General features: G+C 66.0%; 22 protein-coding genes, 1 tRNA gene and 1 riboswitch. Of the genes, 14 read left to right on the top strand and 9 right to left on the bottom strand.

Annotation, left to right across the window (positions count from 1 at the left end; translation table 11 throughout):
* Positions 1-2: 2 nt before the first annotated feature.
* Positions 3-1,190 (bottom strand): O-succinylhomoserine sulfhydrylase, encoded by a 1,188-nt coding sequence (locus tag XI04_RS34560; protein ID WP_028140904.1) that lies wholly within the window; start codon positions 1,188-1,190, stop codon positions 3-5.
* A gap of 74 nt (positions 1,191-1,264) precedes the next feature.
* Positions 1,265-1,344: riboswitch (SAM riboswitch) on the bottom strand.
* Between the two features lie 80 nt (positions 1,345-1,424).
* Here XI04_RS34560 and XI04_RS34555 point away from each other — a divergent pair.
* The 4 genes from XI04_RS34555 (at position 1,425) to XI04_RS34540 (ending at position 5,861) form a co-directional block, all read left to right on the top strand.
* Positions 1,425-2,561 (top strand): 2'-deoxycytidine 5'-triphosphate deaminase, encoded by a 1,137-nt coding sequence (locus XI04_RS34555; RefSeq protein WP_370125603.1) that lies wholly within the window; start codon positions 1,425-1,427, stop codon positions 2,559-2,561.
* Between the two features lie 109 nt (positions 2,562-2,670).
* Positions 2,671-3,087 (top strand): PAS domain S-box protein, encoded by a 417-nt coding sequence (locus tag XI04_RS34550; protein ID WP_028140902.1) that lies wholly within the window; start codon positions 2,671-2,673, stop codon positions 3,085-3,087.
* A gap of 106 nt (positions 3,088-3,193) precedes the next feature.
* Positions 3,194-4,246 (top strand): hypothetical protein, encoded by a 1,053-nt coding sequence (locus tag XI04_RS34545; protein ID WP_028140901.1) that lies wholly within the window; start codon positions 3,194-3,196, stop codon positions 4,244-4,246.
* Between the two features lie 169 nt (positions 4,247-4,415).
* Positions 4,416-5,861 carry an MATE family efflux transporter gene (locus tag XI04_RS34540; RefSeq protein WP_271609653.1) on the top strand — a complete coding sequence of 482 codons (1,446 nt, stop codon included), beginning with the start codon at positions 4,416-4,418 and terminating at the stop codon, positions 5,859-5,861.
* On the opposite strand, the gene XI04_RS34535 is transcribed toward XI04_RS34540, so the two are convergent.
* From XI04_RS34535 to XI04_RS34510, 6 genes are all read right to left on the bottom strand, one after another.
* On the bottom strand, positions 5,858-6,337 hold the full coding sequence (locus XI04_RS34535) for a hypothetical protein (protein WP_271609652.1): 480 nt from the start codon (positions 6,335-6,337) through the stop codon (positions 5,858-5,860). The two genes, XI04_RS34540 and XI04_RS34535, sit on opposite strands and share 4 nt — an antisense overlap.
* A gap of 123 nt (positions 6,338-6,460) precedes the next feature.
* Positions 6,461-6,862: an SRPBCC family protein gene (locus XI04_RS34530; RefSeq protein WP_028140898.1), complete on the bottom strand. Its 402-nt coding sequence runs from the start codon at positions 6,860-6,862 to the stop codon at positions 6,461-6,463.
* Positions 6,863-7,007: 145 nt separating this feature from the next.
* A complete protein-coding gene (locus XI04_RS34525; protein ID WP_028140897.1) occupies positions 7,008-7,367 on the bottom strand; it encodes a VOC family protein in 360 nt (119 codons plus the stop codon).
* A 105-nt stretch (positions 7,368-7,472) separates the two neighbouring features.
* The gene (locus XI04_RS34520; protein WP_038947289.1) at positions 7,473-7,832 is read right to left on the bottom strand and encodes a hypothetical protein; all 360 of its coding nucleotides are present in this window, start codon (positions 7,830-7,832) and stop codon (positions 7,473-7,475) included.
* Positions 7,833-7,963: 131 nt separating this feature from the next.
* Positions 7,964-8,803 (bottom strand): helix-turn-helix transcriptional regulator, encoded by an 840-nt coding sequence (locus XI04_RS34515; RefSeq protein ID WP_028140896.1) that lies wholly within the window; start codon positions 8,801-8,803, stop codon positions 7,964-7,966.
* Between the two features lie 10 nt (positions 8,804-8,813).
* On the bottom strand, positions 8,814-9,392 hold the full coding sequence (locus XI04_RS34510) for a methylated-DNA--[protein]-cysteine S-methyltransferase (protein ID WP_038947291.1): 579 nt from the start codon (positions 9,390-9,392) through the stop codon (positions 8,814-8,816).
* Between the two features lie 175 nt (positions 9,393-9,567).
* Between XI04_RS34510 and XI04_RS34505 the strand changes: the two genes are divergently transcribed.
* The 10 genes from XI04_RS34505 (at position 9,568) to XI04_RS34460 (ending at position 19,512) form a co-directional block, all read left to right on the top strand.
* Positions 9,568-9,641: transfer RNA gene (locus XI04_RS34505), tRNA-Gly, on the top strand.
* Positions 9,642-9,808: 167 nt separating this feature from the next.
* Positions 9,809-10,390 (top strand): helix-turn-helix domain-containing protein, encoded by a 582-nt coding sequence (locus XI04_RS34500; RefSeq protein ID WP_271609651.1) that lies wholly within the window; start codon positions 9,809-9,811, stop codon positions 10,388-10,390.
* Between the two features lie 396 nt (positions 10,391-10,786).
* Positions 10,787-11,842 (top strand): LacI family DNA-binding transcriptional regulator, encoded by a 1,056-nt coding sequence (locus XI04_RS34495; RefSeq protein ID WP_271609650.1) that lies wholly within the window; start codon positions 10,787-10,789, stop codon positions 11,840-11,842.
* A gap of 77 nt (positions 11,843-11,919) precedes the next feature.
* The gene (xylB, locus tag XI04_RS34490; RefSeq protein WP_271609649.1) at positions 11,920-13,374 is read left to right on the top strand and encodes a xylulokinase; all 1,455 of its coding nucleotides are present in this window, start codon (positions 11,920-11,922) and stop codon (positions 13,372-13,374) included.
* Positions 13,375-14,697, top strand: a complete 1,323-nt coding sequence (gene xylA / locus XI04_RS34485; protein ID WP_271609648.1) for a xylose isomerase — start codon at positions 13,375-13,377, stop codon at positions 14,695-14,697.
* Positions 14,698-14,709: 12 nt separating this feature from the next.
* Positions 14,710-15,468, top strand: coding sequence for an ATP-binding cassette domain-containing protein (locus tag XI04_RS34480; protein WP_028140890.1), 759 nt, complete (start codon positions 14,710-14,712; stop codon positions 15,466-15,468).
* On the top strand, positions 15,468-16,550 hold the full coding sequence (locus tag XI04_RS34475; RefSeq protein WP_271609647.1) for an ABC transporter permease: 1,083 nt from the start codon (positions 15,468-15,470) through the stop codon (positions 16,548-16,550). Before XI04_RS34480 ends, XI04_RS34475 begins: the two co-directional genes overlap by 1 nt.
* 94 nt (positions 16,551-16,644) lie before the next feature.
* Positions 16,645-17,577, top strand: a complete 933-nt coding sequence (locus XI04_RS34470) for a sugar-binding protein (protein ID WP_271609646.1) — start codon at positions 16,645-16,647, stop codon at positions 17,575-17,577.
* A 102-nt stretch (positions 17,578-17,679) separates the two neighbouring features.
* Complete coding sequence (locus XI04_RS34465; RefSeq protein ID WP_271609645.1) at positions 17,680-18,657, top strand: aldo/keto reductase; 978 nt, start codon at positions 17,680-17,682, stop codon at positions 18,655-18,657.
* A 3-nt stretch (positions 18,658-18,660) separates the two neighbouring features.
* Positions 18,661-19,512 carry an amidohydrolase family protein gene (locus tag XI04_RS34460; protein WP_212428759.1) on the top strand — a complete coding sequence of 284 codons (852 nt, stop codon included), beginning with the start codon at positions 18,661-18,663 and terminating at the stop codon, positions 19,510-19,512.
* Positions 19,513-19,585: 73 nt separating this feature from the next.
* Here the strand turns inward: XI04_RS34460 and XI04_RS34455 are convergent, their stop codons facing one another.
* On the bottom strand, positions 19,586-20,815 hold the full coding sequence (locus tag XI04_RS34455) for an ABC transporter substrate-binding protein (RefSeq protein ID WP_028140885.1): 1,230 nt from the start codon (positions 20,813-20,815) through the stop codon (positions 19,586-19,588).
* A gap of 115 nt (positions 20,816-20,930) precedes the next feature.
* Positions 20,931-21,857, bottom strand: coding sequence for a class I SAM-dependent DNA methyltransferase (locus XI04_RS34450; RefSeq protein ID WP_271609644.1), 927 nt, complete (start codon positions 21,855-21,857; stop codon positions 20,931-20,933).
* Positions 21,858-21,910: the final 53 nt, after the last annotated feature.

Raw genomic sequence — 21,910 nt, 5'->3', positions numbered from 1 at the left:
GGCTACGCCTTCTCCAGCGCCGCGGTCAGATCCTCGATCAGATCATCGGCATGCTCGAGCCCCGCGGAGAAGCGGATAAAACCTTCGCTGATGCCGAGCGCGGCGCGGTCCTCCGGCTTCAGACGCTGATGCGTCGTGGTCGCCGGATGCGTGACGAGGCTCTTGGCGTCGCCGAGATTGTTCGAGATCTTCGCCAGCTTCAATTCGTTGAGCACACGGAACGCCGCAGCCTTTCCGCCCTTGACCTCGAAGCCGACCAGCGTCGAGCCGCCACGCATCTGCTTCTTCACCAGCGCTGCCTGCGGATGATCGGCGCGGCCCGGGAAAACCAGGCGCGAGATCTTCGGATGGCTCGCGAGCACGTCGGCGATGCGCGCGGCGGTGTCGGTCTGCGCGCGCACGCGTACGCCCAGCGTCTCCAGGCCCTTGAGCAGGACCCAGGCGTTGAACGGCGAGATCGACGGGCCGGTCTGGCGCATGAAATTGTGGATGTGTTCGGCGATGAAGGCTTCCGACGACAGGATGATGCCGCCGAGGCAGCGACCCTGGCCGTCGATATGCTTGGTCGCGGAATAGACCACGACGTCGGCCCCGAGCGCGAGCGGGCTCTGCCAGATCGGCGTTGCGAACACGTTGTCGACGACGAGCCGCGCGCCGCCCTTGTGCGCGATCTCGGCAATCCCGGGAATGTCGAGCACGTCGAGGGTCGGGTTGGTCGGGCTCTCCAGGAAGAACGTCTTGGTGTTCGGCCTCACGGCGCGCTGCCATTGGTCGAGATCGAGACCGTCGACCAGCGTGGTCTCGATGCCGTAGCGCGGCAGCAGGTCCTGGATGACGTAGAGGCACGAGCCGAACAGGGCGCGGGAGGCCACGACGTGGTCGCCGGCCTTGAGAGGCGCCAGGATCGCCGTCGTCACCGCGGCCATGCCGGTCGCCGCCGAGCGGGCGGCTTCGGCGCCTTCGAGCTCGATCATACGGCGCTCGAACATCGCGATGGTGGGATTGGAGTAGCGCGAATAGATGAAGCCCGGATCCTCGCCCTTGAACCGCGCCTCGCATTGCTCCGCGGTGTCGTAGACGTAGCCTTGCGTCAAGAACAGCGCCTCCGACGTCTCGCCATATTGCGAGCGCAGGGTGCCGGAATGGACCAGGCGGGTTTCGGGACGGTAGTTGGTGGTCGACTTCGACATAGGTACCTCCGACATGACCGTCTCGTCGAAAACGGTCACAAAAAAACCGGCCTGGATATATCCACGGGCCGGGATCACAGAGGTCCCCGGCCTGTTTAGCGACTTATTTAACGTGGCTGCAAGCCGGCCGGCTCAAATCACCACGGGATAAGTGATGCTCATATTCCGCAATGCCCTTTCCGTCAAGGCGTCCATCGGATAGCCGTAAAAGACTTGTATTTCCGGCATGTCCGGATGCATCTGACCCCTGATGAGGACCCCCGGTTGACGTTCACGGTCGCGCCCGACGCCAATGGTATCCTGCCCGACCGCATGATCGCGGCGATGGCGGCGGCGGGTCTCATCCTGCCCGCCTATGACTTCGTCGAGAGCCAGATCCAGCCGGCGAGCCTCGATCTGCGTCTCGGCGACATCGCCTATCGCGTCCGCGCCAGCTTCCTGCCCGGTCCCGGCGCCACCGTCGCCGAGCGCATCGACGAATTGAAGCTGCACGAGTTCAGCCTCGCCGACGGCGCGGTGCTGGAGACCAACTGCGTCTACATCGTGCCGCTGCTGGAGAGCCTCGCGCTGCCGCCGGAGATCGTCGCGGCCGCGAACCCGAAGAGCTCCACCGGCCGGCTCGACGTCTTCACCCGCGTCATCGCAGACGGCACCCGCCGGTTCGACATGATCGGCGCCGGCTATCACGGCCCGCTCTATGCCGAGATCAGCCCGAAGACGTTTCCGGTGCTGGTCAGCGAGGGCTCGCGTCTGTCGCAGGTGCGCTTCCGCACCGGTGACGCCATCCTCAACGCCGACGAACTCGATGGCTTGCATGCCGCCGAGCGCCTCGTCGACATCGACGATGCCGATCTCTCCGGCGGCGTCGCCGTCTCCGTCGATCTCTCCGGCGAGAAAGCGAACGGCTTCGTCGGCTACCGCGCCAAGCGCCACACCGGTGTGGTCGACGTCGATCGTCGCGCCGGCTATTCCGTCGAGGACTTCTGGGAGCCGATCTCGGCCCGCCCGGACGGCAGTCTGATCCTCGATCCCGGCGAGTTCTACATCCTGGCCTCGAAGGAAGCCGTGCAGGTGCCGCCCGACTACGCCGCGGAGATGGTGCCGTTCGATCCGCTGGTCGGCGAATTCCGCGTGCACTATGCCGGATTCTTCGATCCCGGCTTCGGCTATGCCGGCGCGGGCGGGCTAGGATCGCGCGCCGTGCTCGAAGTGCGGTCGCGCGAAGTGCCGTTCATCCTCGAGCACGGCCAGATCGTCGGCCGCCTCGTCTACGAGAAGATGCTGGCCCGTCCCGACGCGATGTACGGCCAACGCATCGGCTCGAACTATCAGGCCCAGGGCCTCAAACTATCGAAGCATTTTCGGGTGTAGCCCGATCCTGTAGCCCGGATGGAGCGCAAGCGTAATCCGGGGCAGTCTCACTCGTGGCACGATCCCGGATTACGCTCCGCTCCATCCGGGCTACATGCGAGGTGACGACATGAGCAACCCATCCGAACTCGACGCAAAGATCGCCGAAGACGTCGCGGATGCGCTGATCTATTCGGACCGCTCCGGCACGATCATGCGATGGAACCGCGCAGCGACGGCCCTGTTCGGCTTCTCCGCGACGGAAGCGCTCGGCCAGAATCTCGACCTGATCATTCCCGAGCATTTGCGCGCCGCGCACTGGAAAGGTTTCGAGGCCGCACTCGCGAGCGGCAGCATGAAGCTTGCGGGCAGGCCGACACTGACCCGCGCGCTGCACAAGAGCGGTCGCAAGCTCTACATCGAGATGACCTTCGCGCTGGTGCGGGATTCCGGCGGCAACGTCCTGGGATCGGTCGCGATGGCGCGCGATGTCACCGAACGGGTCGAGCGAGAGCGCGCGGCCAAGACGCCACCGCAAACTTCGTGATGCGGAATTGGCGGGTGGCCACGCAGGGCGCTCTGCACGGGCGTCATGTTGCCTGCCGGAAGGTGCGGTGACACACTCGATCGCAACATGATCGGGAGCGAAACGAATGACCGCCGCAGCTGACGCCGCGCAGGAAGCTCAATGGAAGCGCTGGCGTGCGGTCGCCGACCTCTACCACGCCTATTTCACCGGCCTCATTCTCACCGTCGTCACGCGGCGCGGCACTGCGGATGCAGCGGAGTTCGTCTTCCGCGTGTTCCGCCGCCAGCAGCAGGAGCGCTTCCTGCCGGGGCTTAGGAAGCTCGGGATCGATCATCTGCCGCCGGCGGTGGCGGCCGCGCAATATCACTATCTCTCGAACTGGATCGGCGGCGTGCATGTCGAATACATGTATGAGAGCGATGCCAAGGCCTGGATCCGCTATCCGCCGCCGCGCTGGATCTGGAAAGGCACGGCGATCTGCGGCGTGCCGGGCGAGGTTTCCCGCGCCATGCTGCGGGGATGGCACGCCAATAATGGCGTCGCGCTCGGCGATCTCAGGCTCGGCTTCGTCTGCACCAAGCAGAGCGTCGACGGCCAGGACGGGCTGGAAGGCTACTACCACCAGTACGATCATCCGCTCGAGCTCGATCAGCGCCTGGTGTTCGCGCGGCATCTGGAAGCGCCGCTGTTCGATGCGAAGACTGCGCCGGCTTTGCCGGTTGCGAGCTGGCCGAAACCGCGCCTTGAAAAAGCCTATCGCAACTATGCGATGGAATATGTGCGCACGGCGGCGCCCGTGATGGTGCAGCTGTTCGGCCCGGAAGACGCCGGCTATCTGCTGCACCTCACCGGCAAGCTGATCGGCATGCAATATTTCGACGAGGTCGCGGCGGCACTGGCGATGAGCCGCGGCGGGGCAAGCGAATTCGCGTCGTTCCTGAACGCGCTGTTCGCGGCGCAGGATGACACGGCCGAGACCTCGCAATCCGAAGGCGCGTTCGAAATCCGCCAGCAGAGCTGGAAACTGATGGACGACGTCGCCGACTATCACGGCGCCTGCGCCAGGGTGCTGGAGGGATTGTTCGAAGGCCTGGCTGCGGGATGCGGGCGGCACATCGGCGTGCGCATGCGCGCTGCTGCTGGCGGCCGCGCGCCGCTGGTCTGGACGATCGAATAGCCTTCATCCATCGAAATGCGCTGCCGCAGGGCACGCCTGCAGCTGGCGCAGGTGGAATCGCTGCGAGCCGTGCTAACAAGCCTCTCGCCGCGCCTTCTGCGCGAAGAAAATAATCGGCACACCTACGCATTGCCGCGCCGCAAATGGCGCCCCCTGCCCCGGAGAGGACATGTCCGACATCGCCGAAATCCCGGTCGATGAGCAAGAGCGTCCGCTGCCGCCGCCCCCGCGGCCGCTACGAAGCGCGCTTGTAGACGGGCCGATCCTGCGCACGTTGCTCTCTCTCGCCTGGCCTAACGTGATCGCGCTCTCGGCCGGCACCTGTACGGTGATCGCGGAGACCTCCTATATCGGCCGGCTCGGCGTCGAGGCGCTGGCGGCGATGGCGCTGGTGTTTCCGACAATCATTCTGACCATGACGATGTCGGGCGGCGCCATGGGTGGTGCGGTGGCTTCCGCCATTGCCCGCGCGCTCGGCGCCGGGAACCGCGAACGCGCCGCCACGCTCGCCGCGCATGCGATCCTGATCGGCATCAGCTTCGGCCTCGTCTTCATGCTGGGCATGCTGATCCTCGGGCCGCGGGTGCTGGAAATGCTCGGCGGCCGCGGCGACGTGCTGACCCACGCTGTCGCCTACACGCAGGTATTTTTCGGCGGCGCCGTGCTGCCCTGGCTGCTCAACACCATGGCCGGCGTGCTGCGTGGCACCGGCAACATGAAGCTGCCGTCGTTCCTGATCCTCAACTCGGCGGCCTGGCAGATCGTGCTCGGCGGCACGCTGGGCCTCGGGCTCGGGCCGGTGCCGCAGTTCGGCATGCGCGGCGTCGCGGCCGGCGCGCTGATCGCCTATTCCATGAACATCGGCATCATGGGCTGGTACCTGTTCTCCGGTCGCGCGCGGGTTACACCGAAGCTGCGCGGCCTGCGCATTCAGTGGGCGATGTTTTTCGACATCCTGAAGGTCGGCGCCATCGCCTGCTTCTCGCCGCTGCAATCGGTGCTGACGATCTCGATCTTCACCCACATGCTGGCGAAGTTCGGCACCACGATTCTCGCCGGCTACGGCATCGGCGCGCGGCTCGAATTTTTGCTGACCTCGATCGCGTTCTCGTTCGGCATCGCCTGTGTGCCGATGGTGGGCATGGCGATCGGCGCAGGCAACATCGCGCGTGCACGGCGCGTCGCCTGGATCGCCGGTGCATCCGCATTCGTGGCCGTCGGCGCGCCGGCCTGCGTCGTTGCGATGTTCCCCGATCTCTGGATCAACATCTTCACCGACAGCGCGGCCGTGCGCGCGGCGAGCCATCAATATCTCTCGACGGTCGGACCGTTCTACGCCTTTTTCGGCATTGCCACGACGATGTATTTCTCCTCGCAAGGCGCGGCCAAGGTGATCGGGCCGGTGCTGGCGCAGACGGCGCGGCTGATCTACATCTCGGCGGCCGGCTGGTGGCTGTCGACACACGGGGCGACCGCGCAGAGCTTCTTCTGGCTGGCCGCAAGCTCGATGGTCGTGCTCGGCCTGCTCTCATTCTCCAGCGTGGTGCTGACGCGCTGGGGACCGCGCGCGAACAAGGCTGCGATCAGGCCGGCTCACTCTCGCGCCGCCGATTAGCGATGCCTGTGGCGGCGATGGCCGCTACCGCCGCCGACATTGGCGAGCCGCATCAATTGCGGGATCATCGCCATCATGTCGCGGCCTCCGGCACCACCGAGCATGCCCATGATGTCGCCGCCACCAACGCCGCCATAACCGGCCGGCATGGTGCCGCCCCCCATCGGGGTGTAGCCGCCGTAATTGGGTGCGCCAAAGCCGCCGCCGAGATGGCCGCCGGACAGGCCACCGAGGCCGCCGCCGCCGTTCTCCATCCTGCGGCTCATCATCGGGCCCATGGTCTGCATCATCATGGCGAAGCGGCGCTTGCCCATCTTCGCCTTCATCATCTCCAGCATCGGGGCCATCTGGGTCATCATGTCCTCGCCGCCGGCACCTCCGCCGCCGAGGAACTGCGCCTTCGCCGGCGAGCTCGCGACTGAAAACAGCAGCAGCACGGCGGCCGCCTGGCAAATCACCTTGTCCGCACCTCGCATGGCATGCTCCTCGCGTGCGTCGCGCCGCCGGGAGAGCGGAGCCAACCGGACGCACGCCGCGATGGTTAAGGCTGGCGAGGGCGGAGCTCTGTGAGAAAACTCACAGAGCCGCGTGGACCGCCGCTAAGCTGCAGCGGGCGGAAACGCTTTATGTATCGCAACGACGGCGTCCTTGGTCTGGCCCTGGACGTAGGCTGCAAGCTCGTTCGGCAGCATGTCGATGATCCACACCAGGCGGCTTCTCCGGTCGCCGTCGGCGATCACCTGCACCGAGGCGCTGTAATGCTGCAGCCGCTCGTTGTTGATGGCATAGACGAGGCGCTGCCGCGCGTCGTCGCAATCGACCAGCACTTCGCGCGCCACCGAACCGTTGGCGAACGTGACGATACGCGCATCGCCGTCGATCGTGCAGGCGGTGACGAAGCCGGGTGCCAGCCGTTCATGCAGCGCGCCGAAATCGCGCACCGCATCCCAGACGTCGCGTGCCGGGGCATTGATGGAGATGTCGTTGTGGATGGAGGCCATCGGGGAATTCCTATGATGTGGAGTTCGTAGGGTGGGCAAAGGCGCGCTCTTCGCGCGCCGTGCCCACCATTCATCGGCGCTCTCGCACGCGATGGTGGGCACGCTACGCTTTGCCCACCCTACGAGTGCTCGTGCGCCGCGGCTTCTACACACAAACCGCCTCGACATTATTGCCATCGGGATCAATCAGGAACGCCGCGTAGTAGGTCGGGCTGTAATCCTTGCGCGGCCCGGCGCCGCCATTGTCGCGGCCGCCGCTCTTCAGGCCTTCGCTGTGGAACGCCTTGACCGCGTCATGATTTCCGGCGCGGAACGCGATGTGCGCGCCGTCGGCCTTGCGGCCCTTGTTCAGGTGCAGCCACAGCCCCGGCTCGCCCTTCGGCCCGAAGCCGGCATAGCCGTCGCCGCTGGAGCACAGGACGTAACCGAGCGGCGCCAGCACCGCGGTGTAGAAGCGCGTCGCGGCGTCGAGATCGGCAACGCGAAGCCCGATGTGGTCGTACATGGTCGTCTCCATTTGCAAAGCGCGCCGAAAATGGCGCGCGCCCGGAGACGACCCTAGTCGGGGTGGAGCGGGCGGCTCTTGGAGAATCTTGCGCTCGGCAGCCGGCTAATTCGCCGGAACCTCCGACTGCCACCGGATCACCCGTTTCAGGTGATAGACGTGAACCCACATGTTCGTTCCGATCACGCTGACCGTTGCGACGATCAGGGCCGTGAGCTTCTGCGGGTCATGAAGGGCGAGGACGAGCAGGAACGCGGACAGGGCCGCCGTGACGCCGAAGCTGAACCAGAGCCCGATGAGGCGTGGTGCAAACCAGGCCGGCTGACCGTCGGTGCCCCATTGCATCGGAATCCTGCGCGAGGTGATCTGGCGGCCATAATAGACGGCACAGCCGGCGATGAAGGCAAGACCAACGGCAAGCGCGATCAGTGTGGCCGCAATCACATCACTCGGGGCACTGTTCATCTGCCGGGTCGCCGCATTTCAAAGAGCGTTGGTTCGCTCTTTGGTTGTAATATCGCGCGGCGTTCCGTAAGCCCAGTACGACGCGCCCGTCTGGTCAACAGACTATTACCCCACCATGCGGCCGACCTGTCTCAGTTGAGGACGAGGCGTTCGGCGAAGACGCTGCGCTCCCCGCGCGAGGCCTGGCGGAATTTGGTCGGCGATACGCCGGCAGCGCGGTGGAAGGTGCGGACGAAGTTGGAGAGATCGCCGAAGCCGACGTCATAGGCGACATCGGTGACCGCAATGTCGTCATCCGTGAGCAGCCGCGCTGCGTGCCGCAGCCGCGACCGCACCAGATATTGATGCGGGGTGACGCCGAGCACGCTCGAGAACTGCCGCAGGAAATGGAACGGGCTGAGGCCCGCCTGCTTTGCGGCCTGTTCGAGATCGACCTCGGCATGCGAATTGTCGTCGATCCAAAGTGCGGCCTCGACCGCGCGGCGGCGGTCGCGCGCGGTGGGGGTGGCCGGCTTGCGCGCCTTGCCCGAAACGACGTCGACAAAACGGCCGGCCAGGATCTGGCCGACCTCGTCGAGGCCAATATCGCTATTGCCATCTGCCGCCGTCTGGGCGAGCTCGCCCAGCACCATCAATTCGGGTAGCGGCGGCGTGGCGCCGACCTGCCAGACCTCGCCCCGCCCGCCGAGGGCATCGACCATGTCCGAGCTGAGGAAGAACGACAGGCAGACATCGCCGCTGACATGCTCATGCGTGCAGGTGTATTCCTCGCCGGGCGCGCCGACCAGCATCGAGCCCGCCACCAGTTCGAAGAAACCGGCGCGGCAATGGCAGCCAAAGCTGCCCGAGCGGACATAGGCGATGGAATGCCCAGTGCGGCATTCGGCAAATGGCGTATCGCCCGGTCCCGCGTCGCAGCGAAACTCGGAAACGATCATCGATTGTGACGTCAGCAGTGTGGTCGCGTCCATGCCGCCTTATCTAGGTGGACGGCCTTGGTGGGGCAACCGGCAGCAGCACCTCGAACAGCGTCTTGCTGGCGACGGGATGGGCGCCCTCGAGTGCCAGGAGCCGCCGCTTGGAGATCACCCCGCCATAAGGAGAGAGCCGATCGGTGTAATTGCCGGCCTCCAGTACCCGGTGGCAGGGCACGATCAGCATGTAGGGATTTCTGGCGATCGCCTGTGCCACCGAATGTGCCGCGCCTGAAGCCCCCAGCGCCTTGGCGACCTCGTGATAGGTGCGCGTCTCCCCGCGCGGAATGGAACAGGCGAACTCGTAGACGCGGCGGTTGAAGCCGGGCACCCCGCCGGCATCCAGGCTGACCTCGGAAAAATCGGGATCGTTGCCCTGCAGCAGGCTCACGATGCCGTCGATCGCAAGCTCGGCATTGTCGGAGGGGCGCTGCTCGCGCGCCTCGGGATGGACCGCAAAGATGCGGCGGCGGGTGTCGATCTCCCGCGCCCCGGGCAATTGCACGGCCACCACGCCGGTGCCGCTCCAGATGATGCCGCAGCGCCCGATCGCCGTGTCGAATATTGAATAGCCACGCCCCACCATGCACACGCCCCACTCAGTGCACGTCTCTCCCCAGACACGAGATCATAACACCGCCACAATCCGGCGCACCCAAAATCTTGCCAAGACGTTAATAACCGGCCGGCTGGCTGCGCCAAACTGCTTGGCGGGAGGCGCCGTCTCGGCTAATCAGGACGGGCGCGCAAGCCGCGCATAAGCGGGCGTAGTTCAATGGTAGAACGGCAGCTTCCCAAGCTGCATACGAGGGTTCGATTCCCTTCGCCCGCTCCAAGCTTCCGATTGAAGTTTTCCATTCCGATCGATCTGGCAGGCGCGACCGCGTATTCGCGCGGTGCGTAAAATTCCAATATATTAGCCGCTGTCTCCGGCGCTTGCTGGTCCCTTGGCCTAAGCTCCTCACGCTTTGGCGGGTGCGGTCTCTGGCCGGGCAACGTTCCATGGACCAGCAAAAACTCGATCGCGCGATCGGGCGCCGCCTGAAGACGCTGCGGACGCAGGCCGGCATGACGTTGAACGAGCTCGCCGCACGCTCCGGCGTCAGCCGTGCCATGATCGGGCGGGTGGAGCGGGCGCAGAGCAGCGCGACGGCTGCGCTGCTGGGACGACTCTGCGCGGCGCTCGACGTGTCGCTCAGCGATGTCGTCGCGCTCGCCGAGAAGCCGCCGGAGCGCTTGGTGCGGCTTGCCGACCAGCCGCATTGGCGCGATCCCGACAGCGGCTATCGCCGCCGGCACGCCTCGCCGACGGATGCGGCGAGCGGCATCGAGATCATCGTCGTGGATTTGCCGGCCGGCGCGCGGGTGCCGTACAGCCCCTGGGGCCGCAACGCCTTCACCCAGCAATTGCTGATGCTGGAGGGCGCGATCGCCGTGCACATCGACGCCAAGGCGGTGCGCCTGCGCGAAGGCGACTGCCTGGATTTCGACGTGATGCGCGCGGTGATCTTCGAGAATGAAACCAAGCAGGACGCGCGCTACGTCATCATCACGCGGCGCGGCGCCTCCTACGGGAAGATGTGAGATCAGGGCAAGCCTGTCATGGCCTGTCGACAAGTCCGGTCAATGCTCAGGCCAATTGCGGCAGCGGCTGGACCCGCTCGCCGGCCCAGGAGCTGAGCATTTTGATGATAGAGCGTCGCGGACTGCCACAGGACGCGTTGATAGAGCCTGCCTTTGTCCGAATCCCTGGCGATATCGCCGCGCGCGCTCATGATCTTGCCGCGAACGCTCGTTGTGGCGCCGTCGGTGAACGGCAACCATAGACAAGGCGGCGGGCCGCGCGTCCAGCGTTCGAGCGAGACGCGGGTCGGGCAGGGGCGTGTCTACGGCTGTGGTTACAACCGTAATTTGAGGCTCGGCGATGACGGTCCTCAAAATGAGTTGCGCACCTCAAAACACCTCTGCTAACCTTCAACGATGGCTGACACCCTCGCCGCGACCGCGCTGACGCTGAAGGACATCGCCCGCGAGGCGGGCGTCAGCCTGGCGACGGTCGATCGCGTGCTGCACAACCGCCCGGGGGTGCGGCCGGACACGGTGCGGCGCGTCAAGGCGGCGATCGAGCGCAACGCGTTCCAGCCGCATGTCGCCGCCGCCGAACTCGCCCGCGGCCGCGCCCGCCGCTTCGCCTTCGTGATGCCGTCGGGGCCGAATCCCTTCATGCAGCAGATCGAGGCCTATCTCGGCGAGATGTCGGCCTGGCTCTCGGTTCGCCGCCTCAACGTCGAGATGGTCGCGACCGACGTGTTTGACCCCTCCGTGCTCGCGGCCTCACTGGAGGCGCTGTCGGGTGACTACGACGGCGTCGCCGTGGTGGCGCTGGACCATCCGGGCGTCCGCGCCGCGATCAACGATCTCGTCGATGCCGGCACCAAGGTGGTGACGCTGGTTTCGGACGTGCCGTCCTCGCGCCGCCACCATTATGTCGGCATCGACAACATTGCCGCGGGGCGCACCGCCGGCGCGCTGGTCGGGCGGCTGGCCGGCCAAAGGTCCGGCAAGGTCGCGATCGTCGCGGGCTCGCAGGGCCTGCGCGACCATGCCGAACGCATCTTCGGCTTCAACCAGGTGATGGCTTCGGAATTCCCCGGCCTCAGCGTGCTGCCGGTGCTGGAGGGGCGCGACGAGGACGATCGTTCCGAACAGGTGCTGGCGCGGCTGCTCGGCAAGCATGCCGACATCGTCGGCCTCTATAACGTCGGCGCCGGCACCCAGGGCGTCGCCAAGGCCTTGAGTGACAAGGCGTTGAGCTATGCCGGCCGCGACAAGGTCGTGTTTGTCGGTCATGACGTCACCGTGCTGACCCGCCGGCTGCTGCTGCAGGGCGTGATGGATGCCGCGATCTCGCAGAACCCCGGACATGAAGCGCGCGCCGCCGTGCGGGTGCTGCTCGCGCTCGCCCGCGGCGAGCCGATCCTGCGCGAACAGGAGAAGATCAGGATCGACATCGTGATGCGGGACAATCTGCCTTAGCGGCAGATGAATATGGAACGGCCTGGCGGGAAGGCGACGCAAGCTCGCGCACCGCAATGGGTAAATGGGAGGACGATTTGTATCTCGGACTGGACATCGGCACCTCCGGCGTGAAAGCGGTGCTCGTGAGCGAAGCCGGCGCGATCCTCGCGACGGCGGCGCGCGAGCTTGCGCTGTCGCACCCGGCGCCGCTGTGGTCCGAGCAGGACCCCGATTCCTGGGTCGATGCAGCCATCGGTGCGGTCGACGATCTCGCCGCCCGCCATCCGCGCGAGGTGGCGCGGATCCGCGGCATCGGCCTGGCGGGCCAGATGCATGGCGCGACGCTGCTCGACGAGAACGGACGGCCGCTGCGTCCGGCGATCCTCTGGAACGACGGCCGCTCGCAGGCCGAATGCGCCGTGCTGGAGCAGCGTTGCCCCTCGCTGCACGCGATGGCAGGCAATCTGGCGATGCCCGGTTTCACCGCCCCGAAGCTGTTGTGGGTCGCGCGGCATGAGCCAAAAATCTTCGCGCGCGTCGCAAAGGTGCTGCTGCCGAAGGCCTATGTGCGCTATCGCCTGACCGGCGAGTTGATCGAGGACATGTCCGATGCGGCCGGCACGCTGTGGCTCGATGTCGGTCTGCGCCGCTGGTCGCCCCTGCTGCTGCATGCCACCGGGCTCGATCTCCACCACATGCCGCGTCTCGTCGAGGGCAGTGAGGCGAGCGCGATGCTCGCACCGGAATTAACGCGGCGCTGGGGCATGGCGAAAGATGTCGTTGTCGCCGGGGGCGCCGGCGATAACGCCGCGAGCGCGATCGGGCTCGGCGCGATCGCGCCGGGCGATGCGTTCCTGTCGCTCGGCACGTCAGGCGTGGTGTTCCGCGTCACCGACCGGTTCGCGCCGGCGCCTGAAACGGCGGTGCATGCCTTCTGCCACGCGCTGCCCGGCCTCTGGCACCAGATGGGCGTGATGCTCTCGGCAGCGGCCTCGCTGGCCTGGCTCGCCGGCGTGATGGAGACGCCGGCCGCAGCGCTGCTGGCGCCGCTCGGCGAGCGCGTCGACGGGCCGAGCCCGATCAGATTCCTGCCCTATCTCGACGGCGAGCGCACGCCGCACAACGATGCCGCGGCGAGCGGCGCCTTCGTCGGCCTGCGCGGTGCGACCGGGCGGACGCAGATCGTGCAGGCCGTGCTCGAAGGCGTGGCATTCGCCGCGCGCGACAATCTGGCGGCGCTGAGCGCGGCGAGCGGGCCTGTTGCCGAGCTCGATCTCGTCGGCGGCGGCTCGCGCTCGCCGCTATGGGCGCAGATCTGCGCCGATGTGCTCGGCATTCCCGTTCACCGCGTCGAGGAGGGCGAGGTGGGGGCGGCCCTCGGCGCCGCGCGGCTCGGCCGGCTCTCTGTGACCGGCGAGACACCGGCAGCGGTCTGCACCCGCCCGCGGCGGCTCGCGAGCTTCACGCCCCGCGCATCCGTCACTGAGGCCTATGACGAGGCCTATCGGCGATGGCGCGCGCTTTATCCCGCATTGAAGGAGTGCTCTTAAGTGAACGCGTCAGCCAAATTCTTCGATGCAACTGCACCTGTCGCCTTCGCCGGCAAGGATGCGGGACAGGCGCCCGCGTTCCGCTGGTACGACAAGGATCGCCTCGTGCATGGCCGCAGGCTGGAGGATCATCTGCGCTTTGCGGTCTGCTATTGGCATTCGTTCTGCTGGCCGGGCGGCGATCCCTTCGGCGGCGAGACGTTCCTGAGGCCGTGGCACCGGGGCGGTGACGCGATGGCGCAGGCGCGGGCCAAGGCCGACGTCGCCTTCGAGCTGTTCCGCCTGCTGGACGTGCCCTACTTCACCTTCCACGACGTTGATGCCGCGCCGGAAGGTAGCTCGCTCGCCGAGTCCGTCGCCAATCTCAATGCGATCGCCGATCTGTTCGAAGCGAAGATGGCCGCGAGCAAGGTGCGCCTGCTCTGGGGCACCGCCAACCTGTTCACGCATCGTCGCTACATGGCGGGCGCGGCGACCAATCCGGATCCGGAGATCTTCACCTACGCGGCAGGCCAGGTCCGCGCCGCGCTGGAGGTGACGCACCGGCTCGGCGGCCAGAACTATGTGCTGTGGGGCGGACGTGAGGGCTACGAGACGCTGCTCAACACCGATCTCAAGCGCGAGCTCGACCAGCTCGGCCGCTTCATCTCGCTGGTCGTCGAGCACAAGCACAGAATAGGCTTCAAGGGGCCGATCCTGATCGAGCCGAAGCCCAAGGAGCCGACCAAGCATCAATATGATTTCGATGTCGCCACCTGCTACGGCTTCCTTGCGCGCTATGACCTCCTGAAGGACGTCAAGCTCAACATCGAGCAGAACCACGCCATCCTCGCCGGTCACTCCTTCCACCATGAGGTGGCGCTGGCCGAGGCGCTCGGCGTGTTCGGCTCGCTCGACGTCAACCGCGGCGACGATCTGCTCGGCTGGGATACTGACCAGTTCGCGATGAACGTCCCGGAGCTGGCGCTGGTGTTTCACGAGATCCTGAACCGTGGCGGCTTCACCACCGGCGGGCTCAATTTCGACGCCAAGATCCGGCGGCAGTCGATCGACCCTGATGATCTGATCCACGCCCATGTCGGCTCGATGGATGCCTGCGCGCGCGCATTCCTCGCCGCCGCCGATATGCTGGACGCCGGCGCCCTCACGGCGCCGCTCACCGAGCGTTACGAAGGATGGGCTGGGACTGAGGGCCGCGCCATTCTCGGCGGCCAGCGTTCGCTCGCCGATCTCGCCGACCGCGCGCTTCGTCCCGGTTTCGACCCGCAGCCGCGCTCGGGCCGGCAGGAATATCTGGAATCCCTGGTCAACCGCTATGTCTGAGCGAGGCTGCTGATGGCAAAGGCTGACGCGACACCGGTCCTCGAGCTGACCGGCATCGGCAAGGAGTTCGGCGCGATCCGCGCGCTGCATGGCGTCGACATGCAGGTCATGCCGGGCGAGGTTGTCGGGCTGATGGGCGACAACGGCGCGGGCAAGTCGACCCTGGTCAAGATCATCGCCGGCAATTTCCGCCCCAGCCATGGCGAGATCCGCTTTGCCGGCAATGCGGTCCATTTCAGCCGGCCGGTCGATGCCCGCGCCGTCGGCATCGAGGTCGTCTACCAGGACCTCGCGCTGTCGGACAATCTCACGGCGGCGGCCAACGTGTTCCTTGGCCGCGAGCTGAAGCGCAGGTTCGGGCCCATCGCATTGCTCGACCACAAGGCGATGGCAGCGCGCGCGCTGGAGCTCTTCGGCGAGCTGCGCTCGGAGACGCGCCCCGACGATCTCGTCAAGCAGATGTCGGGCGGCCAGCGCCAGGCGGTCGCGATCGCGCGGACGCGGCTCTCCAATGCCCGGCTGGTGATGATGGACGAGCCGACCGCCGCGATCTCGGTGCGCCAGGTCGAGCAGGTGCTCGGCCTGATCCACCGGCTCAAGGAGCAGGGTGTCGCCGTGATGCTGATCTCGCACCGCATGCCGGATGTGTTCGCGGTGTGCGACCGCGTCATCGTCATGCGCCGTGGTGAGAAGCGGGCCGACAAGCCGATCCACCAGACCTCACCAGAGGAAGTCACCGCCCTCATCACCGGCGCGAAGGAGGCGGCGTGATGGCCATGCCCATGGAATCCCCGATCAGCTTCACCAATGTCGGCAAGATCAGGTGGTGGCAGCGCGGCATCTTCGCCTCGCAGACTGGTTACGTTCTGCTCGCGCTGGCGGTGCTGCTGGTGATCATGCATTTCGCCAGCCCCTATTTCTTCACCGAAGGCAACATGCAGAACGTGGCGAAGAACTTCTCGTTCATCGCCATCGCGACGCTCGGCGTCACCTTCGTCATCATCACCGGCGGCATCGATCTGTCGGTGGGATCGATGATGTGCTTCTCCGCCATGATCACCTCGATGGTGATGACCGAGCTGTCGGCGCCCGGCTCGCCAGCAGGCGCCTTGTTCGTGCACATGGCGGCCGACGGCAAGACCGTAATTGCCAACGTGTCCGGCTTGATCCTGCTGATCTCGATCCTCGCCGGCCTCGGCGTCGCGCTGATCGCGGGTCTCGTCAACGGCTTCTGCATCGCGGTGCTCGGCCTGTCGCCCTTCGTCACCACGCTCGGCATGCTCTCGATCATGCGCGGGCTCGGCTATGTCGTCTCCAACGGCCGCGGCAGCTTTCCGGGTGGGCCCGACGCCGATCGATTCTACGCGCTCACGTCGGGTGACGTGCTCGGCGTGCCCGTGCCCTTCATCTATCTCGTGGTCCTCGCGCTGACGATGGCCGTGGTGCTGCATCACAGCGCGTTCGGCCGCCACGTCTTCGCGCTCGGCGGCAACGAGAAGGCGGCTGAACTCACCGGCATCCCGGTCGTGCGGGTGAAGATAGAGGTCTATGTGATCTGCGCGCTCGCAGCCGGCCTGCAGGGCATCATCATCTCCGGCTGGCTCGGATCGGCGCCGGCCAACATGGCGACGTCCTACGAGCTCAACGTGATCGCGGCGGCTGTGATCGGCGGCGCCAATCTCGCCGGCGGCATCGGCGGTCCGCTCGGGGCCATCGTCGGCTGCGTGCTGCTGGAGGTGATCCGCAATGGCCTCGTGCTGGCGCAGGTCTCCTCCTACTGGCAGCAGACGCTGGTGGGCGTGATCATCATCCTGGCCGTGCTGGTCGACCGCATCCGCTCGCGGATGAGCTGACGTAACGTCGCTTCGGGAAGACAAATAAAATGTTGCCTGTCCGCTTCCCGGGCGCTTTCGAGAGGATAGGCACCAAACAAGGGTGGAGGAGACAATGAGGAAACTTCTTCTTGCCGGCATCGCCGTCGCAATGATGGCAACGCCGGCGTTGGCCGCGAACTACCGCTTCGTCATCGTGCCCAAGGCGATGAACAATCCGTTCTTCGACTTCGCGCGCGACGGCTGCCTGAAGCGAGCCAAGGAGCTCGGCAATATCGAGTGCATCTACAAGGGACCGGTCGAGCATGAGCCGGCGACGCAGGCCCAGATCATCCAGGACTTCGTCACCCAGAAGGTCGACGGTCTCGCCATCTCGGTCGCCGACGTCGCGGCCATGACCAAGTCGATCGAGGCGGCGACGGCCGCCGGCATTCCCGTCATCACCTTCGATGCCGACGCGCCCGGCTCCAAGCGTATCGCCTATATCGGCACCAACAACAAGGAGTTCGGCGTCGCGCTCGGCAAGCAGCTGGTGAAGATGCGCCCCGACGGCGGCAAATACGCCATGGTCTCGGGCGGCCCCGGCGCCAAGAACCTCGCCGAGCGCGTCGACGGCGTGCGCGAGGCGCTGAAGGGCTCGAAATGGACGGAGGTCGCGGGCTCCCCGACCTTCTGCAACGACGATCCGGCACTCGCGGTCCAGCAGATGACGGATATGCACACCGCGACACCTGATCTCGCCGCCATCGTTCCCATCGGGGGCTGGCCGATGTTCGCGCCCGAAGGCTTCAAGGCCTTCGCCAGCAGGAACAAGAAGGACATCGATTCCGGCAAGTTCACGCTCGTCGTCGCCGATACGCTGAAGATGCAGCTCGAGCTGCTGCGCGACGGCTATGCCAACGCGCTGGTCGGCCAGCGTCCGTTCGAGATGGGCGAGAAGGCGATGGACACGCTGCTCGCCATCAAGAAGGGCGAGAAGGTGCCGGAGATCGTCTACACCGGCCTCGATCTCGTCACCAAGGACAACGTCGCGCAGATGTTGAAGTAGGAGCGTCCGCCAGCCCCGCGCTCCTGCGTGCCTCCCCCGCTTGCGGTTTTTGCAAGCGGGGGAGATGATCTGGACTGTTGGAATGAAGATAAGGCAATGGGAATGAAACGGTCGCGGCTTGGTTCGCTCGACGTCACTTCAATCGGTCTCGGTTCTGCCCCGCTGGGGGGATTGTTCACCCCCGTGAGCGATGCCGATGCTGAAGCCACGATCGCGCGCGCCTGGTCGCTCGGGGTGCGCTTCTTCGATACGGCGCCGCTCTACGGCTTTGGCCTCGCGGAGCGGCGATTGGGGGCCTTCCTGCGGCAACAGCCGCGCGACTCCTACGCCATCTCGACCAAGGTCGGCCGCCTGCTGCGCGCGCCAGATGGCGGCGCCACCGAGGACGAACACTATAAGGGCACGCCGCGCGAGCGGCCGGTGTTCGATTTCAGCCATGACGGCGTGCTGCGCTCGGTCGAGGAGAGCCTGGTCCGTCTCGGGCTCGACCGCGTCGACGTGCTGCTGGTGCACGATCCTGATGATCACTATGACGACGCCGTCGCCGGGGCCTTCCGCGCACTCCAGCGCCTGCGCAGCGAGGGCACGGTGAAGGCGATCGGCGCCGGCATGAACCAGTCGGAGATGCCGGTCCGTTTCGCCGAGGCCGTGCCCGTCGATTGCTTCCTGCTGGCCGGGCGCTACACGCTGCTCGACCAGGGCGCCCTGGATGCGCTGTTTCCGCTCTGCACGGCGAAAGGCATCGGCATCCTGCTCGGCGGCATCTACAACAGCGGCATCCTCGCCAATCCGCACACCAGCGCGAAGTTCAACTATCAGGACGCCGATGCTTCGCTCGTCGCGCGGGCGCTGGAGCTGGACGCGCTCTGCCGCAAGCATGGCACCGAGCTGAAAGCCGCCGCGCTCCAGTTCTGCATGGCGCATCCGGCCGTCACGGTCGCCGTGATGGGCGCGCGCAACGCCGCGGAGGTTTCCGACAACATCGCGATGTCGGAGACAGCGGTGCCGGCTGCCTTCTGGCAGGAGCTGCGGGCTCGAAACCTCGTCGATGCGCGCGCGCCGCTGCCGGGTGGGGCGTAGGCCATGATCATCGATGGGCATCAGCATTTCTGGGACCCGGCGCGCGCGGACTATCCCTGGATGGCAGCGGACGAGTTGACGCCGATCCGCCGCGCCTTCGGTCCGGCCGATCTTGCACCGCTGCTGAAGGCGAACGGCGTCGACGCCAGCATCGTGGTGCAATGCCGCTCCTCTCTGGAGGAGACCGAGGAATTCTTGCGGATAGCGCACGAAAATCCCTTCGTCGTCGGCGTGGTCGGCTGGGCTGATCTGACGGATGGTGCGCTCGGCGAAACGCTCGATCGGCTTCGTGCTTCGCCCGGCGGCGACAAGCTGGTCGGAATCCGCCACCAGGTCCACGACGAAGCCGATCCCGATTGGCTGCTGCGCGAGGACGTTCAGCGCGGCCTCACCGCTGTGTTCGCCCGCGATCTCGCCTACGATTTCCTCGTCCGCGCCCGCGAGCTGCCGTCGGCGATCGCATCCGCGCAGGCCTTTCCGCAAGCGCGCTTCGTGCTCGACCACACCGCCAAGCCGCCGATCGCCGACGGCGGCAGCGAGGTGTGGGCCGATCGCATCGCCGCGCTCGGGGCTTGCGACAATGTCTGGTGCAAGATCTCTGGGCTTGCGACCGAAGCGGTCTGGAATGATTGGGATGCGGAACGCCTGTTTCCGTTCGTCGCGCACGCCGCGAGGTGTTTCGGCGAAGACAGGCTGATCTTCGGCTCGGACTGGCCGGTGTGCTTGCTCGCGGGGAGCTATGGCAAGATCAAGAGCGCGCTGGAGGCTTGTCTGGCGAAGCTTGGCCCGCAGCTGCGGGCCAAGGCTTTTGGTGTGAATGCGACGCGGGCGTATCGGCTGGCTATCGCAAGTTAGCGTCTGAGCGCGCTCTTGCTTCATGCCTCTCCTGGCAAAGCAGAAGAGGGGAAGCAGCGGCGTGCGCTCTTGTCTACTCGGACATCGGCTTGTCGGAGATGTCCCAGTCCTTGCCGGTGAAGGTGGAGATGAAGAGCGTCTTCATCGGCGTGTAGTCCTCGGGCGTGTAGCTGTAGGTGACGCCGTCGAGGAAGTAGGGCGAGTGGAAGCCCGCCAGCGTCGAAGCCTGCTTCAGCACGTTGGCGCGGGTGAGGTCGTCGCCGCAGCGGCGCAGGATCTCGCCCATGGTCACGGCCTGGCCGTAGCCGGCGAAGGCGATGGTGTTGTCGGGGTCGATGGCCGGGGTGTACTTCTTGCGCAATTCCTCGAACGCCATCACGTCGGGGTCCTTCTCCCATTTGGGCAGGCCGACCTCCTTGTTATAGCGGATGGCGACGATGCCGGTGGCGTTCTCGAGGCCCGCGGCATTGAGGATCGAGCGGCCGGTCGAGCCGGCGGAAAGAAGCTGCAGCGGCTTCCAGCCGAGCTCGGCGACCTTCCGGATCGACTGCGACGAGGCCTTGCCGGTCGAGATGTTGTAGAAGACGTCGGCGCCCGACTTCGAGAGGTTGATGAGCTGGGAATCGACGGTCGGCTCGGTGAGATCGTAGGTCTGCTCCATGATCACCTTTGCGGTGCCGCCGGCGTCCTCCAAAACCTTCTTGAAGGGACCGAGGAAGTCGCGGCCGAAATCGTCGTTCTGGTAGAGGATGCCGATCTTGGCGTTCGGCTTCACGCTGACGACGTGACGGGCCAGGATGCGCGCCTCGGTCGGATAGAGCGGCAGGCCCGCCATCGTCCATTTGAACTCTTTCGGATTGTTCCACTTCGACGCGCCGGTGTTGAGCAGCAGCTGCGGCACGCCCTTGGAGTTCAGATATTTGTGCACGGCGGTCTGCGGCGCGGTGCCGAGCGAGCCGTACAGCGCGAGCACCTCCTCCTGCTCGACCAGGCGCCGCGTCGCCTCGACGCATTTCGGCGCGCTGTAGGCATCGTCCATGGTGAGAAACTTGACCTTGCGTCCGTTGATGCCGCCCTTCTCGTTCAGCATCTGGAAATAGGCCTCGCCGATGCGCCCGAGCACGCCGTAGAGCGAGCCGGGGCCGGAATGCGGCACGGTCTGGCCGATCTTGATCTCGGTGTCGCTGGCGCCCGCATCGTATTTCTTCTCCGCAGCCCAGACGTAAGGGGCGGGCAATGTGGATGCGGCGATGGTGGCGAGCGCGGCGGCGCTGAAATCGCGTCGCGATGGATTCTTCGTCATTATTTGTTTCTCCCTGGCGAGGGCATTGTGCTGGCATCGCAGCTTGGCTCGCAAGTGGGAAGTCACGGCTTTGCGACGCAATGACGCTCAAATCACGGGGCGTTAGCGCCTAGACTCAAGTTTTCTCGGCCACGATCACGAGGCCGCGCACCGGCTCGTCATTCTCGATGCGCGGCGAGGCCGGCTCCAACGTCAGCAGCTTGAGGCCCGCCTTGGCGAGGGCGCCGCGCACATATTCCGCGGAGTGGGCATAACGCAGGCCTTCGCCGAGCACGATGCCGCTGCCATCATGCGTCTCCAGCGTGAAGGCGAGCACGCCGCCGGATACGAGCACGCGCCTGGCTTCGCTCAGCACCGGCGCGAGATCGGAGAGATAGACGAAGACATCCGCGGCGACGACGAGGTTCGCGCATCCATCGCCCTTGCTCCGCAGGCCTTCGATCATGTCGGCGACTTCGAGCTCGGCGTAGAGCTCGGTCGCGCGCGCCTCCTTGATCATGCCGGGCGACAGGTCAATGCCGATGAAATGGTCGACCTGCTTCGAGAATGCGGCGGCCGCAAGCCCGGTGCCGCAGCCGAGATCGATGGTGCGTTTGAAGAAGGCCGGCTTCTTCGCGGCGACCCGCGCGGCCACCACCGCCTTGAAGATCAGCGCCGGGGCGCGATAGTCGAGATCGTTGACCAGCGTGTGCTCGAAGCGCGGGGCGTACTGGTCGAACAGCGCCTGCACATAGGCCTTGGGCATCTCCGACATCTCGGCGTCGCCGAGCCGCATCAGATGCAGGCCAGCGCCGTGCTGGTCCTCGGGATCGGACCGCCGCGCTTCTCGAAATGCGGCGATCGCCTTGTCGCGCTCGCCGAGCTGCTGACGGATTTCGCCGAGCGTGAACCAGGCCGAGGTGAAGTTCGGCGCGAGCTCGATCGCCTGCTCTATGAGGTCAGCGGCGGCGGGCAGATCGCCCTTGAGCTGGAGGTCGCGTGCGAACTCGAAGCGGCGGTCGGCGATGAGATCGCCGGAAGTCTGGAACAGGCGGAGCGGCATTGGGAACCATCTCTTCATTGCCGGGCTTGACCCGGCAATCCATCAAAAAGAGG

The sequence above is a fragment of the Bradyrhizobium sp. CCBAU 11430 genome (assembly GCF_028128855.1).
Taxonomy (GTDB): domain Bacteria; phylum Pseudomonadota; class Alphaproteobacteria; order Rhizobiales; family Xanthobacteraceae; genus Bradyrhizobium; species Bradyrhizobium ottawaense.
This window is presented reverse-complemented; position numbering and strand designations above follow the sequence as displayed.

What these genes read in the sequence shown, in the direction of transcription:
- XI04_RS34465 (WP_271609645.1), top strand. Translation starts at nt 17,680, where the DNA reads ATGAAACGGTCGCGGCTTGGTTCGCTCGACGTCACTTCAATCGGTCTC.
- XI04_RS34525 (WP_028140897.1), bottom strand. Translation starts at nt 7,367, where the DNA reads ATGTACGACCACATCGGGCTTCGCGTTGCCGATCTCGACGCCGCGACG.
- XI04_RS34475 (WP_271609647.1), top strand. Translation starts at nt 15,468, where the DNA reads ATGGCCATGCCCATGGAATCCCCGATCAGCTTCACCAATGTCGGCAAG.
- XI04_RS34515 (WP_028140896.1), bottom strand. Translation starts at nt 8,803, where the DNA reads ATGGACGCGACCACACTGCTGACGTCACAATCGATGATCGTTTCCGAG.
- XI04_RS34480 (WP_028140890.1), top strand. Translation starts at nt 14,710, where the DNA reads ATGGCAAAGGCTGACGCGACACCGGTCCTCGAGCTGACCGGCATCGGC.
- XI04_RS34530 (WP_028140898.1), bottom strand. Translation starts at nt 6,862, where the DNA reads ATGGCCTCCATCCACAACGACATCTCCATCAATGCCCCGGCACGCGAC.
- XI04_RS34450 (WP_271609644.1), bottom strand. Translation starts at nt 21,857, where the DNA reads ATGCCGCTCCGCCTGTTCCAGACTTCCGGCGATCTCATCGCCGACCGC.
- XI04_RS34535 (WP_271609652.1), bottom strand. Translation starts at nt 6,337, where the DNA reads ATGCGAGGTGCGGACAAGGTGATTTGCCAGGCGGCCGCCGTGCTGCTG.
- XI04_RS34510 (WP_038947291.1), bottom strand. Translation starts at nt 9,392, where the DNA reads ATGGTGGGGCGTGGCTATTCAATATTCGACACGGCGATCGGGCGCTGC.
- XI04_RS34495 (WP_271609650.1), top strand. Translation starts at nt 10,787, where the DNA reads ATGGCTGACACCCTCGCCGCGACCGCGCTGACGCTGAAGGACATCGCC.
- XI04_RS34560 (WP_028140904.1), bottom strand. Translation starts at nt 1,190, where the DNA reads ATGTCGAAGTCGACCACCAACTACCGTCCCGAAACCCGCCTGGTCCAT.
- XI04_RS34520 (WP_038947289.1), bottom strand. Translation starts at nt 7,832, where the DNA reads ATGAACAGTGCCCCGAGTGATGTGATTGCGGCCACACTGATCGCGCTT.
- XI04_RS34550 (WP_028140902.1), top strand. Translation starts at nt 2,671, where the DNA reads ATGAGCAACCCATCCGAACTCGACGCAAAGATCGCCGAAGACGTCGCG.
- XI04_RS34455 (WP_028140885.1), bottom strand. Translation starts at nt 20,815, where the DNA reads ATGACGAAGAATCCATCGCGACGCGATTTCAGCGCCGCCGCGCTCGCC.
- XI04_RS34460 (WP_212428759.1), top strand. Translation starts at nt 18,661, where the DNA reads ATGATCATCGATGGGCATCAGCATTTCTGGGACCCGGCGCGCGCGGAC.
- XI04_RS34545 (WP_028140901.1), top strand. Translation starts at nt 3,194, where the DNA reads ATGACCGCCGCAGCTGACGCCGCGCAGGAAGCTCAATGGAAGCGCTGG.
- XI04_RS34500 (WP_271609651.1), top strand. Translation starts at nt 9,809, where the DNA reads ATGGACCAGCAAAAACTCGATCGCGCGATCGGGCGCCGCCTGAAGACG.
- XI04_RS34555 (WP_370125603.1), top strand. Translation starts at nt 1,425, where the DNA reads ATGCATCTGACCCCTGATGAGGACCCCCGGTTGACGTTCACGGTCGCG.
- XI04_RS34470 (WP_271609646.1), top strand. Translation starts at nt 16,645, where the DNA reads ATGAGGAAACTTCTTCTTGCCGGCATCGCCGTCGCAATGATGGCAACG.
- XI04_RS34540 (WP_271609653.1), top strand. Translation starts at nt 4,416, where the DNA reads ATGTCCGACATCGCCGAAATCCCGGTCGATGAGCAAGAGCGTCCGCTG.